The sequence below is a fragment of the Streptomyces sp. CG4 genome (assembly GCF_041080655.1).
GTDB lineage: Bacteria > Actinomycetota > Actinomycetes > Streptomycetales > Streptomycetaceae > Streptomyces.
The window spans coordinates 5,887,538-5,908,646 of sequence record NZ_CP163525.1; the positions used below are offsets into that span (position 1 = coordinate 5,887,538).

Annotated in this window: 17 protein-coding genes; 9 read left to right on the plus strand and 8 right to left on the minus strand. The window is 71.3% G+C overall.

Annotated elements, in window-relative coordinates; translation table 11 throughout:
* Window positions 1-23: 23 nt before the first annotated feature.
* The 5 genes from AB5L52_RS26825 to AB5L52_RS26845 all read right to left on the minus strand — a co-directional run bounded on the left by AB5L52_RS26825 (window position 24) and on the right by AB5L52_RS26845 (window position 5,652).
* Window positions 24-1,334: a DUF58 domain-containing protein gene (locus AB5L52_RS26825; RefSeq protein WP_369366680.1), complete on the minus strand. Its 1,311-nt coding sequence runs from the start codon at window positions 1,332-1,334 to the stop codon at window positions 24-26.
* Window positions 1,334-2,323 carry a MoxR family ATPase gene (locus AB5L52_RS26830; protein ID WP_351563300.1) on the minus strand — a complete coding sequence of 330 codons (990 nt, stop codon included), beginning with the start codon at window positions 2,321-2,323 and terminating at the stop codon, window positions 1,334-1,336. The genes AB5L52_RS26825 and AB5L52_RS26830 overlap by 1 nt, the downstream gene beginning before the upstream one ends.
* Window positions 2,323-3,519: a DUF4350 domain-containing protein gene (locus AB5L52_RS26835; RefSeq protein ID WP_369366682.1), complete on the minus strand. Its 1,197-nt coding sequence runs from the start codon at window positions 3,517-3,519 to the stop codon at window positions 2,323-2,325. Before AB5L52_RS26835 ends, AB5L52_RS26830 begins: the two co-directional genes overlap by 1 nt.
* On the minus strand, window positions 3,516-4,214 hold the full coding sequence (locus tag AB5L52_RS26840; protein ID WP_369368977.1) for a DUF4129 domain-containing protein: 699 nt from the start codon (window positions 4,212-4,214) through the stop codon (window positions 3,516-3,518). The genes AB5L52_RS26835 and AB5L52_RS26840 overlap by 4 nt, the downstream gene beginning before the upstream one ends.
* Before the next feature lie 97 nt (window positions 4,215-4,311).
* Complete coding sequence (locus AB5L52_RS26845; protein ID WP_369366684.1) at window positions 4,312-5,652, minus strand: glycerophosphoryl diester phosphodiesterase membrane domain-containing protein; 1,341 nt, start codon at window positions 5,650-5,652, stop codon at window positions 4,312-4,314.
* 140 nt (window positions 5,653-5,792) lie between these two features.
* Here AB5L52_RS26845 and mtnA point away from each other — a divergent pair, with 140 nt between their 5' ends.
* The 7 genes from mtnA (at window position 5,793) to AB5L52_RS26880 (ending at window position 14,656) form a co-directional block, all read left to right on the plus strand.
* Complete coding sequence (mtnA, locus tag AB5L52_RS26850; RefSeq protein ID WP_369366685.1) at window positions 5,793-6,935, plus strand: S-methyl-5-thioribose-1-phosphate isomerase; 1,143 nt, start codon at window positions 5,793-5,795, stop codon at window positions 6,933-6,935.
* 4 nt (window positions 6,936-6,939) lie between these two features.
* Window positions 6,940-7,629 (plus strand): two-component system response regulator MtrA, encoded by a 690-nt coding sequence (mtrA, locus tag AB5L52_RS26855; RefSeq protein ID WP_191870552.1) that lies wholly within the window; start codon window positions 6,940-6,942, stop codon window positions 7,627-7,629.
* A gap of 1 nt (window position 7,630) precedes the next feature.
* Window positions 7,631-9,751, plus strand: coding sequence for an MtrAB system histidine kinase MtrB (gene mtrB / locus AB5L52_RS26860; protein ID WP_369366688.1), 2,121 nt, complete (start codon window positions 7,631-7,633; stop codon window positions 9,749-9,751).
* Window positions 9,741-11,573 carry an LpqB family beta-propeller domain-containing protein gene (locus AB5L52_RS26865; RefSeq protein WP_369366690.1) on the plus strand — a complete coding sequence of 611 codons (1,833 nt, stop codon included), beginning with the start codon at window positions 9,741-9,743 and terminating at the stop codon, window positions 11,571-11,573. Before mtrB ends, AB5L52_RS26865 begins: the two co-directional genes overlap by 11 nt.
* A gap of 239 nt (window positions 11,574-11,812) precedes the next feature.
* The gene (locus AB5L52_RS26870) at window positions 11,813-12,703 is read left to right on the plus strand and encodes a ComF family protein (RefSeq protein ID WP_369366692.1); all 891 of its coding nucleotides are present in this window, start codon (window positions 11,813-11,815) and stop codon (window positions 12,701-12,703) included.
* Between the two features lie 277 nt (window positions 12,704-12,980).
* Window positions 12,981-13,706, plus strand: coding sequence for a ribosome-associated translation inhibitor RaiA (gene raiA / locus AB5L52_RS26875; protein WP_351034031.1), 726 nt, complete (start codon window positions 12,981-12,983; stop codon window positions 13,704-13,706).
* Between the two features lie 203 nt (window positions 13,707-13,909).
* Window positions 13,910-14,656, plus strand: coding sequence for a response regulator transcription factor (locus AB5L52_RS26880; protein WP_351034013.1), 747 nt, complete (start codon window positions 13,910-13,912; stop codon window positions 14,654-14,656).
* On the opposite strand, the gene AB5L52_RS26885 is transcribed toward AB5L52_RS26880, so the two are convergent.
* Together AB5L52_RS26885 and AB5L52_RS26890 are read right to left on the minus strand one after the other, a co-directional pair.
* Window positions 14,653-15,855, minus strand: a complete 1,203-nt coding sequence (locus AB5L52_RS26885) for a winged helix-turn-helix domain-containing protein (RefSeq protein WP_369366694.1) — start codon at window positions 15,853-15,855, stop codon at window positions 14,653-14,655. The genes AB5L52_RS26880 and AB5L52_RS26885 overlap by 4 nt on opposite strands.
* 77 nt (window positions 15,856-15,932) lie before the next feature.
* The gene (locus AB5L52_RS26890; RefSeq protein ID WP_351034008.1) at window positions 15,933-16,502 is read right to left on the minus strand and encodes a GNAT family N-acetyltransferase; all 570 of its coding nucleotides are present in this window, start codon (window positions 16,500-16,502) and stop codon (window positions 15,933-15,935) included.
* Window positions 16,503-16,755: 253 nt separating this feature from the next.
* Here AB5L52_RS26890 and secA point away from each other — a divergent pair, with 253 nt between their 5' ends.
* Complete coding sequence (secA, locus tag AB5L52_RS26895; protein WP_351034006.1) at window positions 16,756-19,566, plus strand: preprotein translocase subunit SecA; 2,811 nt, start codon at window positions 16,756-16,758, stop codon at window positions 19,564-19,566.
* A gap of 101 nt (window positions 19,567-19,667) precedes the next feature.
* On the opposite strand, the gene AB5L52_RS26900 is transcribed toward secA, so the two are convergent.
* Complete coding sequence (locus AB5L52_RS26900; RefSeq protein WP_369366696.1) at window positions 19,668-20,192, minus strand: Rv3235 family protein; 525 nt, start codon at window positions 20,190-20,192, stop codon at window positions 19,668-19,670.
* A gap of 330 nt (window positions 20,193-20,522) precedes the next feature.
* Between AB5L52_RS26900 and AB5L52_RS26905 the strand changes: the two genes are divergently transcribed.
* Window positions 20,523-21,035: a hypothetical protein gene (locus tag AB5L52_RS26905; protein WP_351563266.1), complete on the plus strand. Its 513-nt coding sequence runs from the start codon at window positions 20,523-20,525 to the stop codon at window positions 21,033-21,035.
* Window positions 21,036-21,109 lie beyond the last annotated feature (74 nt).

The window sequence follows — 21,109 nt, forward strand, 5'->3', positions numbered from 1 at the left end:
CGAAAGGGGCGAGACAAGGCGGATCAGAGCCGGCCCGCCGCCTTCAGAGCCAGATACGCATCCGCCAGTGTCGGCGCCAGATCCTCCGGCGTCGCGTCCACGACCGTCACCCCATGACGACGCAGTTGCTCAACGGTGCGCTGACGCTCGCTCTGTGCCTGAGCCGCAGCCGCGGCCTCGTACACCGCTTCCGTGTTTCCTCGGGCCTTGGCCATCTGAGCGATGTGCGGGTCGGCAACGGAGGCCACCAGAAGCGTGTGTCGCTGAGTGAGCTGTGGAAGCACAGGGAGCAGACCCTGTTCCACCGGAGCCGCGTCGAGCGTCGTGAGCAGGACGATCAGGGAACGGCGAGGTGCCGTACGTAGAGCGGCCGCGGTGAGTCCGCGGGCGTCGGTCTCGATCAGTTCCGGCTCCAGCGGAGCCATCGCGTTCACCAAGCCCGGCAATACGTCGCCTGCCGAGCGGCCTTGCACCAGAGCGCGTACTCGGCGGTCGTACGCCAGGAGCGCCACGCGGTCGCCGGCTCGGGAGGCGAGTGCCGCGAGGAGGAGTGCCGCGTCCATGGCGGCGTCGAGGCGCGGTTCGTCGCCCACGCGGCCGGCGGAGGTGCGGCCCGTGTCGAGGACGAGCAGGATGTGACGGTCGCGTTCCGGGCGCCAGGTGCGGACGGCCACGGCGGACTGGCGGGCGGTGGCCCGCCAGTCGATGGAGCGGGTGTCGTCGCCGGGGACGTACTCGCGCAGGCTGTCGAACTCCGTTCCCTCACCACGTGTCAGCACGCTGGTACGGCCGTCGAGTTCACGCAATCGGGCGAGTTTCGACGGGAGATGCTTTCGGCTGGTGAACGGGGGCAGAACCCGTACTGACCAGGGCACCTTGTGGGTGCCCTGACGGGAGAACAGGCCGAGGGGGCCGTAGGAGCGGATCGTCACGCGGTCGGCCTGGCGGTCGCCCCGGCGGGTGGGGCGCAGCCTGGTCGTCACGCGTCGGCGTTCGCCCGGGGGCACGGTCACACGGTGGCGGGAGGCCCCGGTCTCGGTGCCGGGCTGCCAGCTGCTGGGCGGCCATGCGTCCCGCAGCTGTGCCCGCAGGGGGCGGCGGGACGGGTTGGTGATCGTGAGCGTGACGTCGGCGGTTTCGCCGAGACGGGTGGAGGTGTCGCCGGAGCGGGACAGGACGAGCCGTCGTACGGGCGCGGCGAGTGCGTAGTCGCAGGCGCAGGCCAGAGCCAGCGGACCGTTGACCGCGAGGATGCCCGTCCAGCCGGGTTCCAGGATGCCGACGGGGATCGAGCCGAGGGCCGCGAGGAGGGCGGCGCGTCCGGTGAGCGCCATCAGCGGGGGACCGGGACGTGGGCGAGGATGGCGTTGATGACGGAGTCCGCCGTCACGCCTTCCATCTCCGCCTCGGGGCGCAGCTGGATCCGGTGCCGCAGGGTGGGCAGGGCGAGGGCCTTCACGTCGTCGGGAATGACGTAGTCGCGGCCCGTCAGCCATGCCCACGCACGGGCGGTGGCCAGGAGGGCGGTGGCACCGCGCGGGGAGACGCCGAGGGTGAGGGAGGGCGATTCGCGGGTGGCGCGGCAGATGTCCACGACGTAGGCGGTGATCTCGGGGGACACGGCCGTCTTGCCGACGGCGGCGCGGGCCGATTCCAGTTCGGCGGGGCCGGCGACGGGGCGTACGCCGGCGGCGTGCAGGTCGCGCGGGTTGAAGCCCGAGGCGTGTCGGGTCAGGACGTCGATCTCGTCCTGCCGGGAGGGCAGAGGGATCGTCAGTTTCAGTAGGAAGCGGTCCAGTTGGGCTTCGGGGAGGGGATAGGTGCCCTCGTACTCGACCGGGTTCTGGGTCGCGGCGACCAGGAACGGCTCGGGGAGCGGGTGCGGCGTGCCATCGACCGTGACCTGGCGTTCCTCCATGGCTTCGAGGAGGGCGGACTGGGTCTTGGGCGGGGTGCGGTTGATCTCGTCCGCGAGGAGGAGGTTGGTGAAGACCGGGCCGGGCTGGAAGGAGAACTCGGCGGTTCGGGTGTCGTAGACCAGGGAGCCGGTGACGTCGCTCGGCATCAGGTCCGGGGTGAACTGGACGCGCTTGGTGTCGAGTTCGAGTGCAGATGCCAGGGTCCGGACGAGCAACGTTTTGGCGACTCCGGGGACTCCTTCAAGTAGTACGTGTCCGCGGCAGAGGAGAGCGACGACGAGGCCGGTCACGGCGGGGTCTTGGCCGACCACGGCTTTGGCGATCTCGGCGCGCAGGGCTTCCAGGGAGGCACGGGCGCTGTCGGCGTCCCCGGTGGTCCCGGCGTTGTCAGTGGTCGGGTCCATCATGGACGGCGTACCTCTCTTTCGAGGGCGTCGAGTTGGTCGGTCAGTGCGATGAGGGCCGTGTCGTCGCCGGGCGGCGGCCCGAAGAGGAGGGAATGCAGGGCCTGTCCGTCCTGCGTGAGGTGGGCGGACAGGGCGGGGAGCAGGGCCTCGGGCGTGTGCGCCTGGGTGACGGGGACGCCGATGAGGGGGGCGAGGCGGGTGCGGGTGGCGGAGCGAAGAGCGGAGGCCGCGCGGTCTCGGGCATCGGCTTTGCGGTAGAGGCGGGCGCGGCCTTCGGCGGTCTCGGAGGCGCGGATCGCCACGGGGAGTCTTTCGGGCACGAGGGGGCCGAAGCGGCGTGCCCGCCAGAAGGCGGCGAGGGCCGCTGCGATGAACAGCTGCAGGGTGCCCCAGAGCCAGCCCGAGGGGAGCAGGTCGAGGAAGTTCTTCCGGTCGCCGGGGTCGGTGGCCGAGGCGTCGGAGAGCGAGGGGAGGTACCAGACCAGATGGGGGCGGGAACCGAGGAGTTGGAGGGCGAGCGAGGCGTTGCCCTGCTTGTCGAGCCGATCGTTGTAGAGGATGTCGGGCGCGCCGAGCACGACGGTGTCACCGTCCCTGGATGCCTCGGGGATGCGCAGCAGGGTGGCGAGTCGCTCGCTGGGGTAGCAGGAGTCGGCGTCGAGGTGGGTGGTGGTGTAGCGGATGCCGCCGGTGTCGGCGCTGCCCGCGCGCCGGGCTTCGGGCAGGGTGCAGTCGGGGGCGAGTGTGCCGTCGGCGCTGGTGGCGGGGTCCGCGGTGACCCCCGGGGCGAGTCGCTCGACGGACGGGCTGCCGGCCGCGACGAGGACGGTGCGCCCGCCGGAGGCCGCGGTGGCCTGGTGCAGCTGGGTCTGTTGACGGGCCGTCAGCAGGTCGGGTACGGCGACCAGGAGCGTGGTGTCCGGTCCGGCGGCGGCGCGTGCCTCGCCCAGCGTGGTGACGACGCGCGTGGTGACGCCCCGGTCGGCGAGGAGTTGGGCGACGGCGCGGCTGCCGTAGGGGTCGGCGGAGCGCGGGTCGAGTTCGCCGTGCCGGGCGGTGGAGCGTACGGCGGCCATGGCGACGGCGCCCGCCAGGATCAGTACGACGGCGAGCGCGATGCCCCGGGTACGGGTCCACACCTGGCGGACGGTGGGCGCGGTGGAGGTCGTCGGCAGCGTGGCCTCGACGGTCACTGGGCGGCCCCCTGGCGGGGGTTGTGGTTCGTGCTGGTGGTGCTGTGGGCGAGCGCGGGCCTGGTGCGTTCCAGGTCGCGGTCGAGTTCGGAGATGCGGTGGTACGACTGCTCGGTCGCCCTGCGTCCGCCGTATGTCACCTCGTCGAACTCACGGGCCGCGGCGCGCAGTCGGTCGGTGTGCGCGGGCAGGGCCCGGCCGGCTTCGTCGGCCGCCTCGTCAGCGGTGCGGCCGGGGCGGACATCGAGGAGGGTCCGCTCCTCCAGGGAGCGGACGATGGCCCGCATGCGTTCCTGTACGGCCTGGTTCCAGTGCGCCTGGGCCGCGTGCGCCTCGGCGGCCGAGCGGTGTTCGGCGGCGCTGCGGGGGCGGTCGTCGAACAGGACGGCGGTGGCGGAAGGGTGCCGGCGCGGGGTGCCCAGGCGCCACCACAGGGCGGCCAGGACGGCGGCGACGAACAGGACCACGACGATCAGGCCGACCGTGCCACCGGGAGTCGCCGAGGCGGCCGAGTTGAACAGCCGGTCGAGCCAGTCCCAGAACGCTTTCAGCGCGCGCTGGAACAGCCCGGGGTCGCTCTCGTGGTACATCCGCTTGGACAACTCGCGGCGAGCCGCCTCCCGTGCGGGGTCGCGGGAGATCGTCACGGGCGGGGTCGCGGGCGGCTCGTCTCCCGAGCCGCCCGCTGCGCGCACGGCCGTGAACGCCGTGCGCAGCAGGCTGTGTACGACCGTGCGGCCGACGCCCGACGGCGCCGCCGCCGTGAGCACTCCCCCCGTGAGACTCACCGCATCAGCTCCCCGTGACGGGACCGGGAGCGCCGGTGCCGGCGTCCTGGGCACCGGCGGCGCGGGCCAGTTCGAGGTCGAGGGCCTCGCGGCGGATGCGCTGGTCGATGTAGAGGAGCACCGTGACGCCCGCGCTGATCGGCAGGGTGAGCGCGCTGCCGATCAGCGCGCCGAGTCCCTGGATGATCAGGGATGCCCAGCCGATGTGCCCACCGCCGGTGCCGAGCAGGTTGTCCATGCCGTCGCCGCTCACGGCGGCCCCGATGGCGGTGAAGGGGATGCTGATGAGCGCCTGGACGATCCTGACGATGAGCCCAGTGAGCAGCAGGATGCCGAAAGTGCGCCACCAGGAACCGCGCACCAGCTTCGCGGAGCGGCTCATGGCCTTGACGATGCTCTGTCGTTCCAGCATCAGGGCGGGAGCCGACAGGCAGAAGCGGACCACCAGCCACGCAGAGACGACGATGCCGGCGAGGATGCCCAGCGCGAGCAGGCCCGCCCCCGCGGCGTCGCTGCCACCGGCGAGGACGACGAAAATGGCGGGCAGCGCCCCGGCGAACATGACACCGACGACGATCAGGCCCAGCAGGATGAGCAGCCCGAACAGCTTCGGGAGCTGCGGGCGGGCGTCTCGCCAGGCCTCGCCGATGCTGACCGGCCTGCCGAGAACGGCACGGCTGGTGATCGTGGTGAGCAGAGCGGTCGCGATGACCACTGCGATGCCGGAGATCAGAGAGACGATGCCGGTGCCGATCACGACGTCGGGCAGGGCGCGGAACACCTCGTCGGGGTTGGCGTCGGGGCTGTTGACCCGCATCTGTCCGAGAGCGTCGTTCAGGACGAAGCCCTGCACGAGGACGAGGCTGGTCGCCGAGAACAGGGCGACGGCCAGCGAGATGCCGAGCACCGTGCGCCAATGGGTGCGCATGGTGGAGACGGCGCCGTCGAGGATCTCGCCGACGCCGAGCGGGCGCAGCGGGATGACGCCGGGCTTGGCCGCGGGTGGGGGACCGCCCCAGCCGCCGCCCCAGGCTCCGTAGCCGGGGGGCGGACCTCCGTACCCGCCGCCGGGGCCGGCGGGCGGCCGGGAGCCCCAGCCCGGGCCGGGCGGCGGGGGCGGGGCCTGGTTCGGGTTGGGGGCACCGGTGGGTGCGGACCATTGACCGGCCGGCGGCTGCTCCTTGGCCCACTTCACGCCTGGGCGCTGCGCGTCCGCGTCCGGCTGCTGCGCGGGTGCGCTGTCGCCGGGGCGGTCGGCGGGTTCGGCGGGGCCGGACGCGCCGGGTTCCCGCCCCTCGTTCGACGGGGCGGATCCGGGCGAGGCCCAGCCCGGAGTGTCTGTCATCGAAACTCCTTCTCGGTGCCCTTCCGCGGACGCGGCGGCAGGTTGGCAGCCATCGTGCCATGGGGTGGTCACGGGGAGACCGGCCGCGATGGGCGCTGGATGCCTTCAATTGTCCGCCGGATCCGGGGCAGACTGACCGCATGGCTGATCAGCAGGCGCGAACCGACGGGGACAAGCGGCCGACCGGAATACCTACGATTCGATGGGAGGAACCACCCGAAGGCCCTGTGCTGGTCCTTCTCGATCAGACGCGGCTCCCGGCCGAGGAGGTCGAGCTGGTGTGCACGGACGCGCCGGCGCTGGTGGAGGCGATCCGTTCGCTCGCCGTGCGCGGAGCGCCGGTGCTCGGGATCGCCGGGGCGTACGGCGTTGCGCTCGCCGCCGTACGCGGCTTCGACGTCGCCGAGGCGGCCCGCGCGCTCGAGAGCGCCCGGCCCACCGCGGTGAACCTGTCCGTCGGTGTACGCCGGGCCGAGACGGCGCACCAGGCCGCGCTGGCGAAGACCGGCGACGCCACCGAGGCGGCCGCGGCGGCTCTTGCCGCGGCGCGGACGCTGCATCGGCAGGATGCCGAGGCCAGCGCCCGGATGGCGGCCCACGGTCTGGCGCTCCTGGACGAGTTGCTGCCCGGCGGCGGGCACCGGATTCTCACCCACTGCAACAGCGGCGCGCTGGTGTCCGGCGGTGAGGGCACGGCCTTCGCGGTGGCCCTCGCGGCGCACCGCGCGGGGCGGCTGCGACGGCTGTGGGTGGACGAAACGCGTCCGTTGCTGCAAGGTGCTCGCCTGACGGCGTACGAAGCGGCCCGCAGCGGCATGGCGTATACCTTGCTCACCGACAACGCGGCGGGATCGCTGTTCGCGGCGGGCGAGGTGGACGCGGTGCTGATCGGGGCGGATCGGATCGCCGCCGACGGCTCGGTGGCGAACAAGGTGGGGAGCTATCCGCTCGCAGTGCTGGCGCGGTACCACCATGTGCCGTTCATCGTGGTGGCGCCGGTGACGACGGTCGATCCGGACACCCCCGACGGGGCGTCCATCGAGGTCGAGCAGCGACCCGGCTTTGAGGTGACCGAGGTCACAGCACCCCAGGTGCCCGTGACGGGAGCAGGAGGCGGGATTCCGGTGGCACCCCTGGGGACCCAGGCGTACAACCCGGCGTTCGACGTGACGCCGCCCGAGCTGGTGACGGCCATCGTCACCGAGGAGGGAGCCGTTTCACCCGTGACGGCCGAGGCTCTCGCAGAGCTGTGTGCCAGGTCACGCCAGGTAACGATTAGCTAATGGGATGATGTCGTTTATGAAGGGACGAGTCCTTGTCGTCGACGACGACACCGCACTGGCCGAGATGCTCGGCATCGTGCTGCGTGGTGAAGGTTTTGAGCCGTCTTTTGTAGCCGACGGCGACAAGGCGCTGGCCGCTTTCCGGGAGACCAAGCCCGATCTGGTGCTGCTCGACCTGATGCTGCCCGGACGGGACGGCATCGAGGTGTGTCGGCTGATCCGGGCTGAGTCCGGGGTGCCGATCGTGATGCTCACGGCGAAGAGCGACACCGTCGACGTGGTTGTGGGCCTGGAGTCCGGCGCCGACGACTACATCGTCAAGCCGTTCAAGCCGAAGGAGCTGGTCGCCCGGATCCGTGCGCGGCTGCGCAGGTCGGAGGAGCCGGCGCCGGAGCAGTTGACCATCGGTGACCTCGTCATCGACGTGGCCGGGCACTCGGTGAAGCGGGACGGGCAGTCGATAGCGCTGACCCCGCTGGAGTTCGACCTGCTGGTCGCGCTCGCCCGCAAGCCGTGGCAGGTGTTCACGCGTGAGGTGCTGCTCGAGCAGGTGTGGGGCTACCGGCACGCCGCCGACACGCGGCTCGTCAACGTGCACGTCCAGCGGCTGCGTTCCAAGGTCGAGAAGGACCCGGAGCGGCCGGAGATCGTGGTGACCGTCCGTGGTGTCGGTTACAAGGCCGGGCCGAGCTGACATGTCCGGGGACAGCACCGCTTCGGCCCCCGGTCGGTCCGGGGCCCGTCCGGGGCGGGCTGTCGGCCGGACGGCGGGTGCGCGGTTCAGGAGTTTCTTCGAGGGCGGGCTGCTCGAGGGCGGGGTCCAGGGCAGCCCGGTCCTCCGGTTGTTCCTGCGCTGGGTGCGCCGTCCGCTGCTGCCGGTGATGCGGCTGTGGCGGCGCAACATCCAGCTGAGGGTCGTCGCCACCACGCTGGTGATGTCGCTGGGCGTCGTCCTGCTGCTGGGCTTCGTCGTGATCGGACAGGTGCGCAACGGCCTGCTGGACGCGAAAGTGAAGGCCTCGCAGAGCCAGGCCACCGGCGGTTTCGCCGTGGCCAAGCAGAAGGCCGACGAGGCGGCCAGTGGCGCCGGTACGGGCGCGGCCGCCGGGAGCGGCACCGCGGACGGCACGTCGACCACGGACGGCCGCCAGTCGCAGAACGTCATCCAGTGGATGAGCGACCTCGTGGAGTCGCTGTCCAGCGGCGGCGCGGGCGCCTTCGACGTTGTCACGCTGCCTGTCGGTGACGACAGCGGCGGCGGACGCAGCCCGCGCGGCTCCGGGAACGTCAACCCGACCTCCAGCGTGCCCGCCGACCTGCGTGATCGGGTCAACAGCGGTACGACCGCCGCGCAGAGCTACACCCGGATCGTCTACTCCAACGGCAAGGAGTCACAGCCGGCGCTGGTCATCGGCAAGCAGGTCAACGACCCCAACGGGCGGCCGTACGAGCTGTACTACCTCTTCCCGCTCACGCAGGAGGAGAAGTCCCTCAGCCTGGTCAAGGGCACGCTCGCGACCGCCGGGCTGTTCGTCGTCGTCCTGCTCGGCGCCATCGCGTGGCTGGTGGTGCGCCAGGTCGTCACGCCGGTGCGGATGGCGGCCGGGATCGCGGAGCGGCTCTCCGCCGGGCGGCTGCAGGAGCGGATGAAGGTCACCGGCGAGGACGACATCGCACGCCTGGGGGAAGCCTTCAACAAGATGGCGCAGAACCTCCAGGTGAAGATCCAGCAGCTGGAGGACCTGTCGCGGATGCAGCGCCGGTTCGTCTCGGACGTCTCGCACGAGCTGCGGACGCCGCTGACGACCGTCCGGATGGCCGCTGATGTGATCCATGAGGCGCGTGAGGACTTCGACCCGGTGACCGCGCGATCGGCCGAGCTGCTCGCCGACCAGCTGGACCGGTTCGAGTCGCTGCTCGCGGACCTGCTGGAGATCAGCCGGTTCGACGCGGGCGCGGCGGCGCTGGAGGCCGAGGCGATAGACCTCAGAGAGGTCGTCCGGCGTGTGGTCAGCGGCGCTGAGCCGCTCGCCGAGCGCAAGGGCACGCACATACGCGTGCTCGGTGATCAGCAGCCCGTCGTCGCCGAAGCCGACGCCCGGCGCGTGGAGCGTGTGCTGCGCAACCTCGTGGTCAACGCCGTCGAGCACGGCGAGGGCAAGGACGTCGTCGTCAAGCTCGCCTCGGCGGGCGGCGCGGTCGCCGTCGCCGTGCGCGACTACGGCGTCGGGCTCAAGCCCGGCGAGGCGACGCGCGTCTTCAGCCGCTTCTGGCGGGCGGACCCGGCACGCGCGCGTACCACCGGTGGTACGGGCCTCGGGCTGTCGATCGCCCTGGAGGACGCGCGGCTGCATGGCGGCTGGCTGCAGGCCTGGGGCGAGCCCGGGGGTGGCTCCCAGTTCCGGCTGACGCTGCCCAGGACCGCGGACGAGCCGCTGCGAGGCTCGCCGATACCGCTGGAGCCCAAGGACTCGCGGCGCAACCGCGGCCTCGACGAGGCCGGTCTGCCCGGCGGAGCCGAGGAGAAGCGGGCGACCGTGCCCGTGCAGCAGGGCGGCGCCCAGACGGCCGCGCTGCCGCCGCGCGCCCCGATCACGCCGCGGCTCACTGGCGTCGCCCCCGCCGCCGACCCGGCCGCACTGCCCGGTAACGGCAACGGCGCGCGCGTGGTGCCGCGGCCCACCGGCGGCGTGCGGCGCACCGACGACAAGACCGCCGCGGATCCGGCACCCGGCGCGGGCGCGAGCGCGGACCGGCCGGACTCGACCGGCGCGCAGGACTCGACGGAGCCAGGGGAGGCATTTCGTGGGCGCTGACCGCAAGGGGGGAGCCCGGCACAGGCCGGGACGCGCGGTGGCGTACGCCGCCCTGGGGGCCGTACTGCTGGCCGGGTGCGCCTCGATGCCCGACAGCGGGGACCTGAAGAACGTGGAGTCCACGCCGCGCCAGGACACCGCGGTCCGGGTGTTCGCCATGCCGCCCGCCGAGGGCGCCGGGCCCGCCGAGATCATGCAGGGCTTTCTGGAGGCGCTGACCAGCGACGACCCGGACTACGACACGGCCCGCAAGTACCTGACGGACGACGCCGCACGCGCGTGGCGGCCGGAGCAGTCGACCACGGTCCTCGCGGGCGGGCCGAGCATCGAGCCCGGCTGCCGGGCCGGTGGCAGCCCGGACCTGCCCAGCAGCATCACCTGCGTCCTGGCGGGCAGCCAAGTCGCGACCGTGGACGGGCAGCAGGCGTACCAGCCGGCCGACGGGGCCTACCGCAAGAAGGTGCACCTCTCGCGGAACCCCAAGAACGGGCAGTGGCGCATCGACCAGCTGTCCGACGGCGTCGTCATGGGCAAGTCCGACTTCCAGCGCAACTACACCCCCGTCGACAAGTACTACTTCGCCTCCGGCACGGCGGCCGGGTCGACGGGGCAGCCGGTGGCGGTCGCCGATCCGGTGTTCGTGCGCAGCAAGGTGGACCCGATGACGCAGATGGTCCGCTCGCTGCTGACCGGCCCCACCGGCTGGCTCGGGCCGGTCGTCAGGTCCAGCTTCCCGACCGGCGCGGCCCTGCAGAAGGACGTGTCGGGCCTGGCGCCGGACGACCAGAACAAGCTGACCGTGCCGCTGAACCTGAAGCAGTCCCAGGTCGCGCCGACCAAGTGCACCGAAATGGCGACGCAGGTGCTGTTCACCCTGCGGAACCTGGCGCCGACGCTGGAGTCCGTCGAGCTGCAGGGCGTCGGCGGCCACCGGCTGTGCGGCCTGAGCGAGGAGCGCGCCGAGTCCGCCGCCTGGCACGGGTCGGCCAAGACCCCCGACAACCTGTACTACCTCGACGGAAAGCACCGGCTGGTACGGATACCCACGGGGAGCACGAGCACCAGCGCTCTGCCGGCGCCGGGCCCGCTGGGTGAGGGCGCCAAGGCGCTCGATTCGGTGGCGGTCTCGCGGGACGAGCACTACGCGGCCGGGGTCGGTGACGAGGGCCGATCGTTGTACATGACGTCGCTGGTGGCGGGCGCTTCCCTCGGGGACGCGCTGGTGACCAGCCACGGCGCGGTCGGCGAACGGCTGACGACACCGAGCTGGGACGCCCGTGGCGACCTGTGGGTGGCCGACCGCGACCCACGCCATCCGCGGCTGTACGCCCTGCAGCAGGGCGCCGGCAAACCGGAGGAGGTCGCGGTCCCGGACCTGTCCGGCCAGATCCAGGACGCGCGGGTGGCGGCCGACGGCGTGCGGATCGCGCTGGTCGTGGAGAAGGGCGGCAAGCAGTCCCTGCTCATCGGCCGCGTCCAGCGCGACGACAGGACCGGACAGGGGACCTCGGTGGTCGAACTGCGCTCGGCCGCGCCCGACTTGGAGCAGGTCAGCGCCCTGTCGTGGGCCGGGGACAGCAGGCTGCTCGTCGCCGGCCGGGAGCAGGGCGGCGTGCTGCAGATGCGGTACGTCCAGGTCGACGGCTCCACGCTCGACGGTCCGGCGCCGGGCGCGCTCCCCGGGGTCAAGGCGATCGCCGCGTCCGAGGACGAGCGGGTGCCGCTGGTGGCCTGCTCGGAGGACGGGATCGTACGGCTGCCGTCCGGGGCGCAGTGGCAGAAGGTGGACAAGGACGGGACGGCACCCGTCTATCCGGGCTGAGTGCCGCGCTGCTGTCCGGGCTGAGTGCCACGACTCTGTCCGGGCTGAACACCGCGTCTCTGCCGGGCTGAGGGCCGCGGCGCGCACCGCCCCGCGCACCGCCCCGCTCACTCGTGTGGGTGAGGGGCGGGTGGATGACATGCGTCCGAGCGTCTGGTCGTGCGCGGTTCCCCGGCGTTGTCCACAGGGGGTTTTCCACAGGGGTGGCCGGACCGCTCCGGCGTTGGCACAGTGGTGCCATGCGGGGGTGGTGGCGGGACCTCACCGACCTGGTGCTGCCGACCGACTGCGCGGGCTGCGGAGCACCTCGTACGCTGCTCTGCCCACGCTGCCGGGCCGCGCTGTCCGGGCGTGGGCCGAGGCGGGTTCGGCCGGTGCCGGAGCCGGCCGGGCTGCCGGTGGTGCACGCGGCCGCTCCGTACGCGGAGGAGGTGCGCACGCTGCTTCTCGCGCACAAGGAACGGGGTGCATTGGCCCTCGCGGGAGCGCTGGGTACGGCCCTGGCGGGGGCCGTGCGAGCGGGGCTCGACGGGAGCGGTGCCGGCTGTGCCGGTGCAAGTACCGGAGGCCGGCGGAGCGGCGCAGCGAGGTTCCGGCCCGTGCTGCTCGTCCCCGTCCCCTCCGCCCGGTGGGCCGTGCGGGCGCGTGGGCACGACCCGGTGCGGCGGATGGCGCTGGCTGCGGCCGGGGAGCTTCGGCGCACGGGGACGCCGGCCAGGGTGGCGGCCGTGCTGCGCCAGCGGCGGGCCGTGGCGGACCAGGCCGGGCTCGACGCGCGGCAGCGTCTTGCGAACCTCGCGGGCGCGCTGGAGGTGACGGCAGGCGGTGACCAACTGCTTCGCGCCGGACACGTCGTGCTCGTCGACGACCTGATCACCACTGGCGCCAGCCTCGCGGAGGCGGCAAGAGTTGTACGGAAGGTGGCGGAAGAGCGAACCGGAGGGGGTACCACCGTGTACGGGGCCGTAACTCGGGAAGGAAGGGATGAACGACGGATCGGGGCGCGACCGGAGAGCAGGAAGTGGGTGCATGGTGCACCGGAAAAGGCAGCGTTGAACACCCTCGGGCATGCTCTCCATGCGGCCGTGATCGCCGCTCCGCGGGATTCTTTTGAAATAGACAGGAACTGACTGCTCGCTTGCATCGTTGCAGGTAGCGAGAGGCGTAATTCACCTGAACGGAGGTACGCCGGAGTAGAGGGTGACGACATCCGTCCGGGCGAGATATGTTCGGTTGTGAGGAAAGGCGCAGGCCACACCTCTCATATCGGAATGCCGTGCCACGGGTTTTCCGCAAACCTGTGGCGGTGGGGTGGAGATCTCGCCGTTGGGGGAGGAGGAGGTGGAAGTCACCGAGTCCGAGGTCCGGTGCTCACCGGACCTGCTGCAAAAGGGAGATGCTCCGCCGCTGGAGCGGAGCGATCCGGGAACGGAGTTCTGCGTGGACATCGTCGTCAAAGGCCGCAAGACCGAGGTGCCCGAGCGGTTCCGCAAGCACGTGGCCGAGAAGCTGAAGCTGGAGAAGATCCAGAAGCTCGATGGCAAGGTGATCAGCCTCGACGTCGAGGTGTCCAAGGAGCCCAACCCCCGACAGGCCGACCGCTGTGACCGAGTGGAGATCACGCTCCGCTCCCGCGGTCCGGTGATCCGGGCGGAGGCGGCGGCCAGCGACCCGTACGCCGCACTCGATCTGGCGGCGGAGAAGCTGGACGCCAGGCTGCGCAAGCAGCACGACAAGCGGTTCTCGCGCCGTGGCGCACGGCGGATCTCGGCGGCCGAGGTGCCCGACCACGTCCCGGGCGCGGCCACGCTGAACGGCAACGGCCTCCCCGTCCATGACGAAGAGACCGACGGGGTGCCGACGAAGAAGATCGGCTCGCTGGAGGTCAAGGGTGAGGGCCCCCTCGTCGTCCGCGAGAAGACCCACGTCGCCGCACCGATGAGCCTCGACCAGGCCCTCTACGAGATGGAACTGGTCGGCCACGACTTCTACTTGTTCGTCGACGCAGAGACGAAGGAACCGAGCGTCGTCTACCGACGCCACGCCTACGACTACGGCGTGATCCACCTCAACTCGGACCCGATGGTCGCCAAGGCCCAGCCGCCCGAGGCGGGAGGCACACTGGGCGGCTGACCCACCCGGCCGAGGTAGAGCCGGTGCCCCTGGCAGCGCTTGTGCGCCCCCAGGGGCACCTGTGTGCGACCACTTCACGCCCCGCACGTCACCTCGGCGTCGCCTGGGCATGAAATCATGGCCGGACCGGCCCAACCGGTGGGCCGCTGCCTTGGGTTGGCGATGGCACAGGACCACAGGCCACAGCCTCAGGGGGAGGAACGATGGCGGACACCTTCGGACCGATGCGGGACGAGGATGGCGACGACGGTGTCATCGGCATGGGCCCGGACGCCGACTGCGTACGCCCGGAGCCGATCAGAGTCCTGGTGGTGGACGACCACGCCCTCTTCCGGCGGGGACTGGAGATCGTGCTCGCGGCCGAGGAAGACATCCAGGTCGTCGGCGAGGCCGGGGACGGCGCCGAGGCCGTGGACAAGGCCGCCGATCTGCTGCCCGACATCGTGCTGATGGACGTCCGTATGCCCAAGCGCGGCGGGATCGAGGCCTGCACCTCCATCAAGGAGGTCGCCCCCAGCGCCAAGATCATCATGCTGACGATCAGTGACGAGGAGGCCGACCTCTACGACGCGATCAAGGCGGGCGCGACCGGCTACCTCCTCAAGGAGATCTCCACGGACGAGGTGGCGACCGCGATTCGCGCGGTGGCCGACGGGCAGTCGCAGATCAGCCCGTCCATGGCGTCCAAGCTGCTCACCGAGTTCAAGTCGATGATCCAGCGCACCGACGAGCGCCGGCTGGTGCCCGCACCGCGGCTGACCGACCGGGAGCTGGAGGTCCTCAAACTCGTGGCGACCGGGATGAACAACAGGGACATCGCCAAGGAGCTGTTCATCTCCGAGAACACCGTGAAGAACCACGTCCGCAACATCCTGGAGAAGCTCCAGCTGCACTCCAGGATGGAAGCCGTGGTCTATGCGATGCGGGAGAAGATCCTCGAGATTCGCTAGGCGAGCGTGCGGGCCAGTTCCCTCGTCAGCGGATCGCGCAGTTCGGGGGCATCCACCCGCTCCACGCGGACGTCCGTGCAGTCCACCCAGGTGGCCGCCTCGACCAGGGCCTGGGCGACCGCCGGAACCGCCTTCGGGCCGTCCAAGCTGACCTGCTTGGCCACCAGTGTGCGCCCCGCGCGCGCCGGGTCCACCCGCCCGACCAGCCGGCCGCCCGCGAGCACCGGCATGGCGAAGTAGCCGTAGACCCGCTTCGGCTTGGGCACATACGCCTCCAGACGGTGGGCGAAGCCGAAGATCCGCTCCGTGCGTGCCCGCTCCCAGATCAGCGAGTCGAACGGCGACAGCAGCGTGGTGCGGTGACGGCCGCGCGGCGGCGTGGCCAGGGCCGCCGGATCGGCCCAGGTCGGCCTGCCCCAGCCCTCGACCTCGACCGGGACCAGACCCGAGTCGGCGATGACCGCGTCGACCTGCTCGCCCTTGAGCCGGTGGTAGTCGGCGATGTCCGCGCGCGTGCCCACCCCGAGGGACTCGCCGGCCAGCCGGACCAGACGGCGCAGGCACTCGGTGTCGTCCAGCTCGTCGTGCAGCAGCGCGTCCGGGACGGCGCGCTCGGCGAGGTCGTACACCCGCTTCCAGCCGCGGCGTTCGACGCACACCACCTCGCCGTACATCAGCGCGCGCTCCACCGCGACCTTGGTGCCGGACCAGTCCCACCACTCGCTGGTCTTCTTCGCGCCGCCCAGCTCCGTGGAGGTCAGCGGGCCTTCGGCGCGCAGCTGCTTGATGACCTGGTCGTAGGTGCCGTCGGGCAGCTCGTGGTTCCAGTGCGGGCGGCCGCGGTAGGCGCGGCGGCGGAAGGCGAAGTGCGGCCACTCCTCGACGGGGAGGATGCACGCCGCGTGCGACCAGTACTCGAAGGCGTGCGGGCGGGCCGGCGACACGCCGACGGACGAGGGCTTCCAGTAGGCGGACTCGACCGTCTTGCGGCCTACCGCGCCGAGCCGGGCGTAGGGCACGAGTTCATGGGAGCGGGCGAGGACCGAGATCGTGTCGAGCTGGACCGCGCCCAGGTGGCGCAGCACTCCGCGGACTCCGGCCCGCCGGTCGGGGGCGCCGAGAAAGCCCTGGGCTCGCAGGGCGATACGGCGGGCGTCGTCCGCGGTGAGGGAGGTGGTCGGGCGCGGCAGGGTCGTCATGCCTCGGACGATAGACGGCGCCACTGACAGCCCGCGGTGACCTGGGAAAACGCCTCTCGGCGGGCAGGAACGGGCGGTCAGGAGCGGGCGGGCAGGTACGGCGCCGTGGACGGCAGGCCCAGATCCGAGGGGAGCAGGGAGCCGACCCAGCAGTCCCGCCGGACCCCTTTGTTGTTGACCGCGGAGCGCAGGGTGCCCTCCATGGTGAAGCCCGCGCGTTCGGCCACCGAGCGGGAGGCGTGGTTGCCGACCTCGGCACGCCATTCGACCCGGTCGACACCGAACTCGGTGAAGATCCACCGGCAGGCGGTGAGCGTGGCCTCGGTGACATAGCCCTGGCCGCGGTGCTCCTTGGCCGCCCAGAAGCCGACCTCCGCCACGCCGAGCGAGCGCATGGTGAGACCGAGCATGCCGGCGAGTTCCCCGCCGGTCAGGAAGACACCGAAGGTGAACATCGAGCCCTGCGCCCAGCCGTCGGGGACCAGCTGCTCGGTGAAGCCGCTCGCGTGCTCGGGCAGATACGGTGAGGGCACCGTGGTCCAGCGCTGGATCTCGGGGTCCTGCGCGGCGCCGTACACCGCCTGGGTGTCGTGCGGGCCGACCGTGCGCAGGACCAGGCGGTCCGTGGTGAGTGTGACGGGTTCCATCGGCCGATTGTGCTCGGCCGCCCGCGTGGCGGCCATCGATTTTCGCTGCGTGTGAGCGCGCGATCACATTTCGCGCAATTCCTCGCGCCGATGCGGCACTATCGCCGTGCGCCGTCCGTTGTCCCGGATGACGGCAGCCGTCGGGCCGCCAGGCCTCCCGGCCCAGCCGGGTCCTCGCATACGATGGCCGTTGCTCAGTAAGTCAAATGGAAACCGACCGTCCCAGGCCCGACCGGCAAGGAGACAAACCCCCGTGTCCGTCCTCTCGAAGATCATGCGTGCAGGCGAAGGTAAGATCCTGCGCAAGCTGCACCGCATCGCGGACCAGGTCAACTCCATCGAAGAGGACTTCGTCGACCTCTCCGACGCCGAGCTGCGGGCCCTCACCGAGGAGTACAAGCAGCGGTACGCCGATGGTGAGAGCCTGGACGACCTGCTCCCCGAGGCGTTCGCCACCGTCCGTGAGGCTGCCAAGCGCGTGCTCGGCCAGCGGCACTACGACGTGCAGATGATGGGCGGCGCCGCCCTCCACCTCGGCTACGTCGCCGAGATGAAGACCGGTGAGGGCAAGACCCTCGTCGGCACGCTCCCCGCGTATCTGAACGCCCTGTCCGGTGACGGCGTCCACATCGTCACGGTCAACGACTACCTGGCCGAGCGCGACTCCGAGATGATGGGCCGCGTCCACAAGTTCCTGGGCCTCAGCGTCGGCTGCATCCTGGCCAACATGACGCCGGCCGAGCGCCGAGAGCAGTACGCGTGCGACATCACCTACGGCACGAACAACGAATTCGGCTTCGACTACCTGCGCGACAACATGGCGTGGTCGCAGGACGAACTGGTGCAGCGCGGCCACAACTTCGCGATCGTCGACGAGGTCGACTCCATCCTGGTCGACGAGGCCCGTACGCCGCTGATCATCTCCGGCCCGGCCGACCAGGCCACCAAGTGGTACGGCGACTTCGCCAAGCTGGTCCTGCGCCTGAAGAAGGGCGAGGCGGGCAACCCGCTCAAGGGCATCGAGGAGACCGGCGACTACGACGTCGACGAGAAGAAGCGCACGGTCGCGATCCACGAGTCCGGCGTCGGCAAGGTCGAGGACTGGCTGGGCATCGACAACCTCTACGAGTCGGTGAACACCCCGCTCGTCGGCTATCTGAACAACGCCATCAAGGCCAAGGAACTGTTCAAGCGCGACAAGGACTACGTCGTCATCGACGGCGAGGTCATGATCGTCGATGAGCACACCGGCCGTATCCTCGCCGGCCGCCGCTACAACGAGGGCATGCACCAGGCGATCGAGGCGAAGGAAGGGGTGGACATCAAGGACGAGAACCAGACGCTCGCCACGATCACCCTGCAGAACTTCTTCCGCCTCTACGGCAAGCTCTCCGGCATGACCGGTACGGCGATGACCGAGGCCGCCGAGTTCCACCAGATCTACAAGCTCGGCGTGGTCCCGATCCCGACCAACAGGCCGATGGTCCGCAAGGACCAGTCGGACCTGATCTACCGCACCGAGGTCGCCAAGTTCGAGGCGGTCGTCGACGACATCGCGGAGAAGCACGAGAAGGGCCAGCCGATCCTGGTCGGCACCACCTCGGTCGAGAAGTCCGAGTACCTCTCCCAGCAGCTCTCCAAGCGGGGCATCCAGCACGAGGTGCTGAACGCCAAGCAGCACGACCGCGAGGCGACGATCGTCGCCCAGGCGGGCCGCAAGGGCGCGGTGACCGTGGCGACCAACATGGCCGGCCGTGGTACGGACATCAAGCTCGGCGGCAACCCCGACGACCTCGCCGAGGCCGAGCTGCGCCAGCGCGGCCTGGACCCCGAGGAGCACATCGAGGAGTGGGCCGCGGCCCTGCCCGCCGCTCTGGAGAAGGCCGAGCGGGCGGTCAAGGCCGAGTTCGAAGAGGTCAAGGAACTCGGCGGGCTGTACGTGCTGGGCACCGAGCGGCACGAGTCGCGCCGCATCGACAACCAGCTGCGCGGTCGTTCCGGCCGTCAGGGCGACCCGGGCGAGTCCCGGTTCTACCTCTCCCTGGGTGACGACCTGATGCGCCTGTTCAAGGCCCAGATGGTCGAGCGCGTGATGTCCATGGCCAACGTGCCGGACGACGTGCCGATCGAGAACAAGATGGTCACGCGCGCGATCGCCTCCGCGCAGTCGCAGGTCGAGCAGCAGAACTTCGAGACCCGTAAGAACGTTCTGAAGTACGACGAGGTCCTCAACCGGCAGCGTGAGGTCATCTACGGCGAGCGCCGCCGCGTCCTGGAGGGCGAGGATCTGCACGAGCAGGTCCAGCACTTCATGGACGACACGATCGACGCCTACGTCGGCGCGGAGACCGCGGAAGGCTTCCCCGAGGACTGGGACCTGGACCGGCTGTGGGGCGCCTTCAAGCAGCTCTACCCGGTGAAGGTCACCATCGAGGAGCTGGAGGAGGCCGCCGGCGACCGGGCCGGTCTGACCGCCGAGTACATCTCCGAGTCCATCAAGGAAGACATCCACGAGCAGTACGAGGCCCGCGAGGCCCAGCTCGGCTCCGAGATCATGCGTGAGCTGGAGCGCCGCGTCGTGCTGTCGGTCCTCGACCGCAAGTGGCGCGAGCACCTCTACGAGATGGACTACCTCCAGGAGGGCATCGGCCTGCGCGCGATGGCGCAGAAGGACCCGCTGGTCGAGTACCAGCGCGAGGGCTTCGACATGTTCACCGCGATGATGGAGGGCATCAAGGAGGAGTCCGTCGGCTATCTGTTCAACCTGGAGGTCCAAGTCGAGCAGCAGGTCGAGGAGGTCCCGGTCGAGGCCGCGGAGCCGGCCGGCGAGGGGGTCCAGGAGACGGTTCCGGCGCAGGCCGGGGCGCGTCCCGAGATCCGCGCGAAGGGGCTGGACGTTCCGCAGCGGCGGGATCTGCACTTCTCGGCGCCGACGGTGGACGGCGAGGGCGGCATCGTCGAGCGCGACCTCGAGGACGACGAGCCGGTGCGGTCCGAGTCGGACGGGCTGACGCGGGCCGAGCGGCGTCGGCAGGCCAAGGGCGGGCGGCGCCGTAAGAAGTAGGCCGCTGCGGCCGCCTGCGGCGCTCCAGCGGTGTCGAAGGGCCGGGTTCCTGTTCTGGACCCGGCCCTTCTGCGTGGCCAGTCCTCAGGTGCCCTGCGCCCTCAGACGCCCTGTGCTGCGGCGGGGCGAGGGCCGGTTTCCACTGCTGCGCAGCGCCAGCGGAGGTCCTGGCCCAGCTCCAGGCGGAAGGCCAGGGCACGGAGCCGGTCTCCGGCGGCGATGCGGGCGAAGACTTCGAGGGTGCCCTCGCTGGGGACGTAGTAGCCGATGTCGTGGACGACGGGGCGGGAGCCCCGGGTGCGCAGGGGACCGCGTTCGGCTAGGAGGGCCAGGTCGTCATAGGCACGGCCCACGGTGTGCCGGAGCATCCAGTGGACGGGCCGCTGACCGCTCAGGACGGCCAGCAGACGCTCGGCGAAGACATCGGTGGGGCGTACTGGCGGCTGGGTGGTCTCCGGCGCTGTACGGGCCGTGCTTGCGTCCCGGGGTGCGGCTGGTGGCATGTCTCGCTTGCTCCTGACGGACGGCTTCCGGGGCGGGGCGCCGCCCGGGCGGCGGGTGTCGTGGCGGGTCGGCGGGCGGTGACGCGGGCGGGGCTGGGCGGTGCGGCTCATGACCTTGTTCATGGGGTCCCCGTTCGGCGGGCCCGGCTGATACCGGGCGGTAACTCGCTGATGGGGATCTTGTACGGGGGCCGGGAGCGGCGTGGCAAGGACGCCGGGAGGTGCTCGGGAGGGGTCCGGAGGTTCACCTATCAGAGGGATGAAGAGGGCGCCGGTCCCCGCGATATGGCGGGTGCACCGGGTGAACCCACGGCCCGAAGTGGACGGCTTCCGGGGTGTGGGCACAGACCCGAAAGGGGACGGCCGCACGTATCCTGAAGGCCCTCCGGGAGACGCGGCAGCCGGCCTCCCCGGGGCCACAGCGGAGCCTTTGCACAGGAAAGAGCGGCCAGCATGCGCGTCTACGTCCCCCTGACCCTTCCCGGTCTCGCCGAGGCGCACAAGACGGGTGAGCTGGGGAGCGGCCCCTTCGTCGCGTATGCCGTCACGCCCGCGCTGCGCGAGTGGTACGTCTCCGAGGACATCGAGGAACTGGAGTACGCCGCGCTCAGCCGGGCCGCGCTGGCCTCGCTGCGGCTGCTGGCGGCGGATCCGGGTGCGGTACGGCGCCGGGTCGTGGTCGCCGTGGACGTGGCCGACGGCGCCGCGAGTGCCGATCCGGACCGTGGGCTCGACCCGTCCGCCCTCGGCGAGGTGACCGTGACGGTGAGCGTGCCGCTCGGCAAGGCGGCCGCGGTGCATGTCGACGCCGAGGACGCGGAGCGGGACGTGGCCGCGGCGGCGGACGTGCTGGAGGCGGCCGACGGCGGGGACGACGACGCGCAATTCGTCGTGGACGGTGCGGACGATCACGAGCTGCTGTGGTACGCCACGCAGGAGATCCCCAACCTGGTCGGGCTCGCGTGACGTGCCTGACCTGAGCCGACCCTCTGGCTCGCCCGGCCCGACCCGGCCCGACCCGGCCCGACCCGGCCCGACCC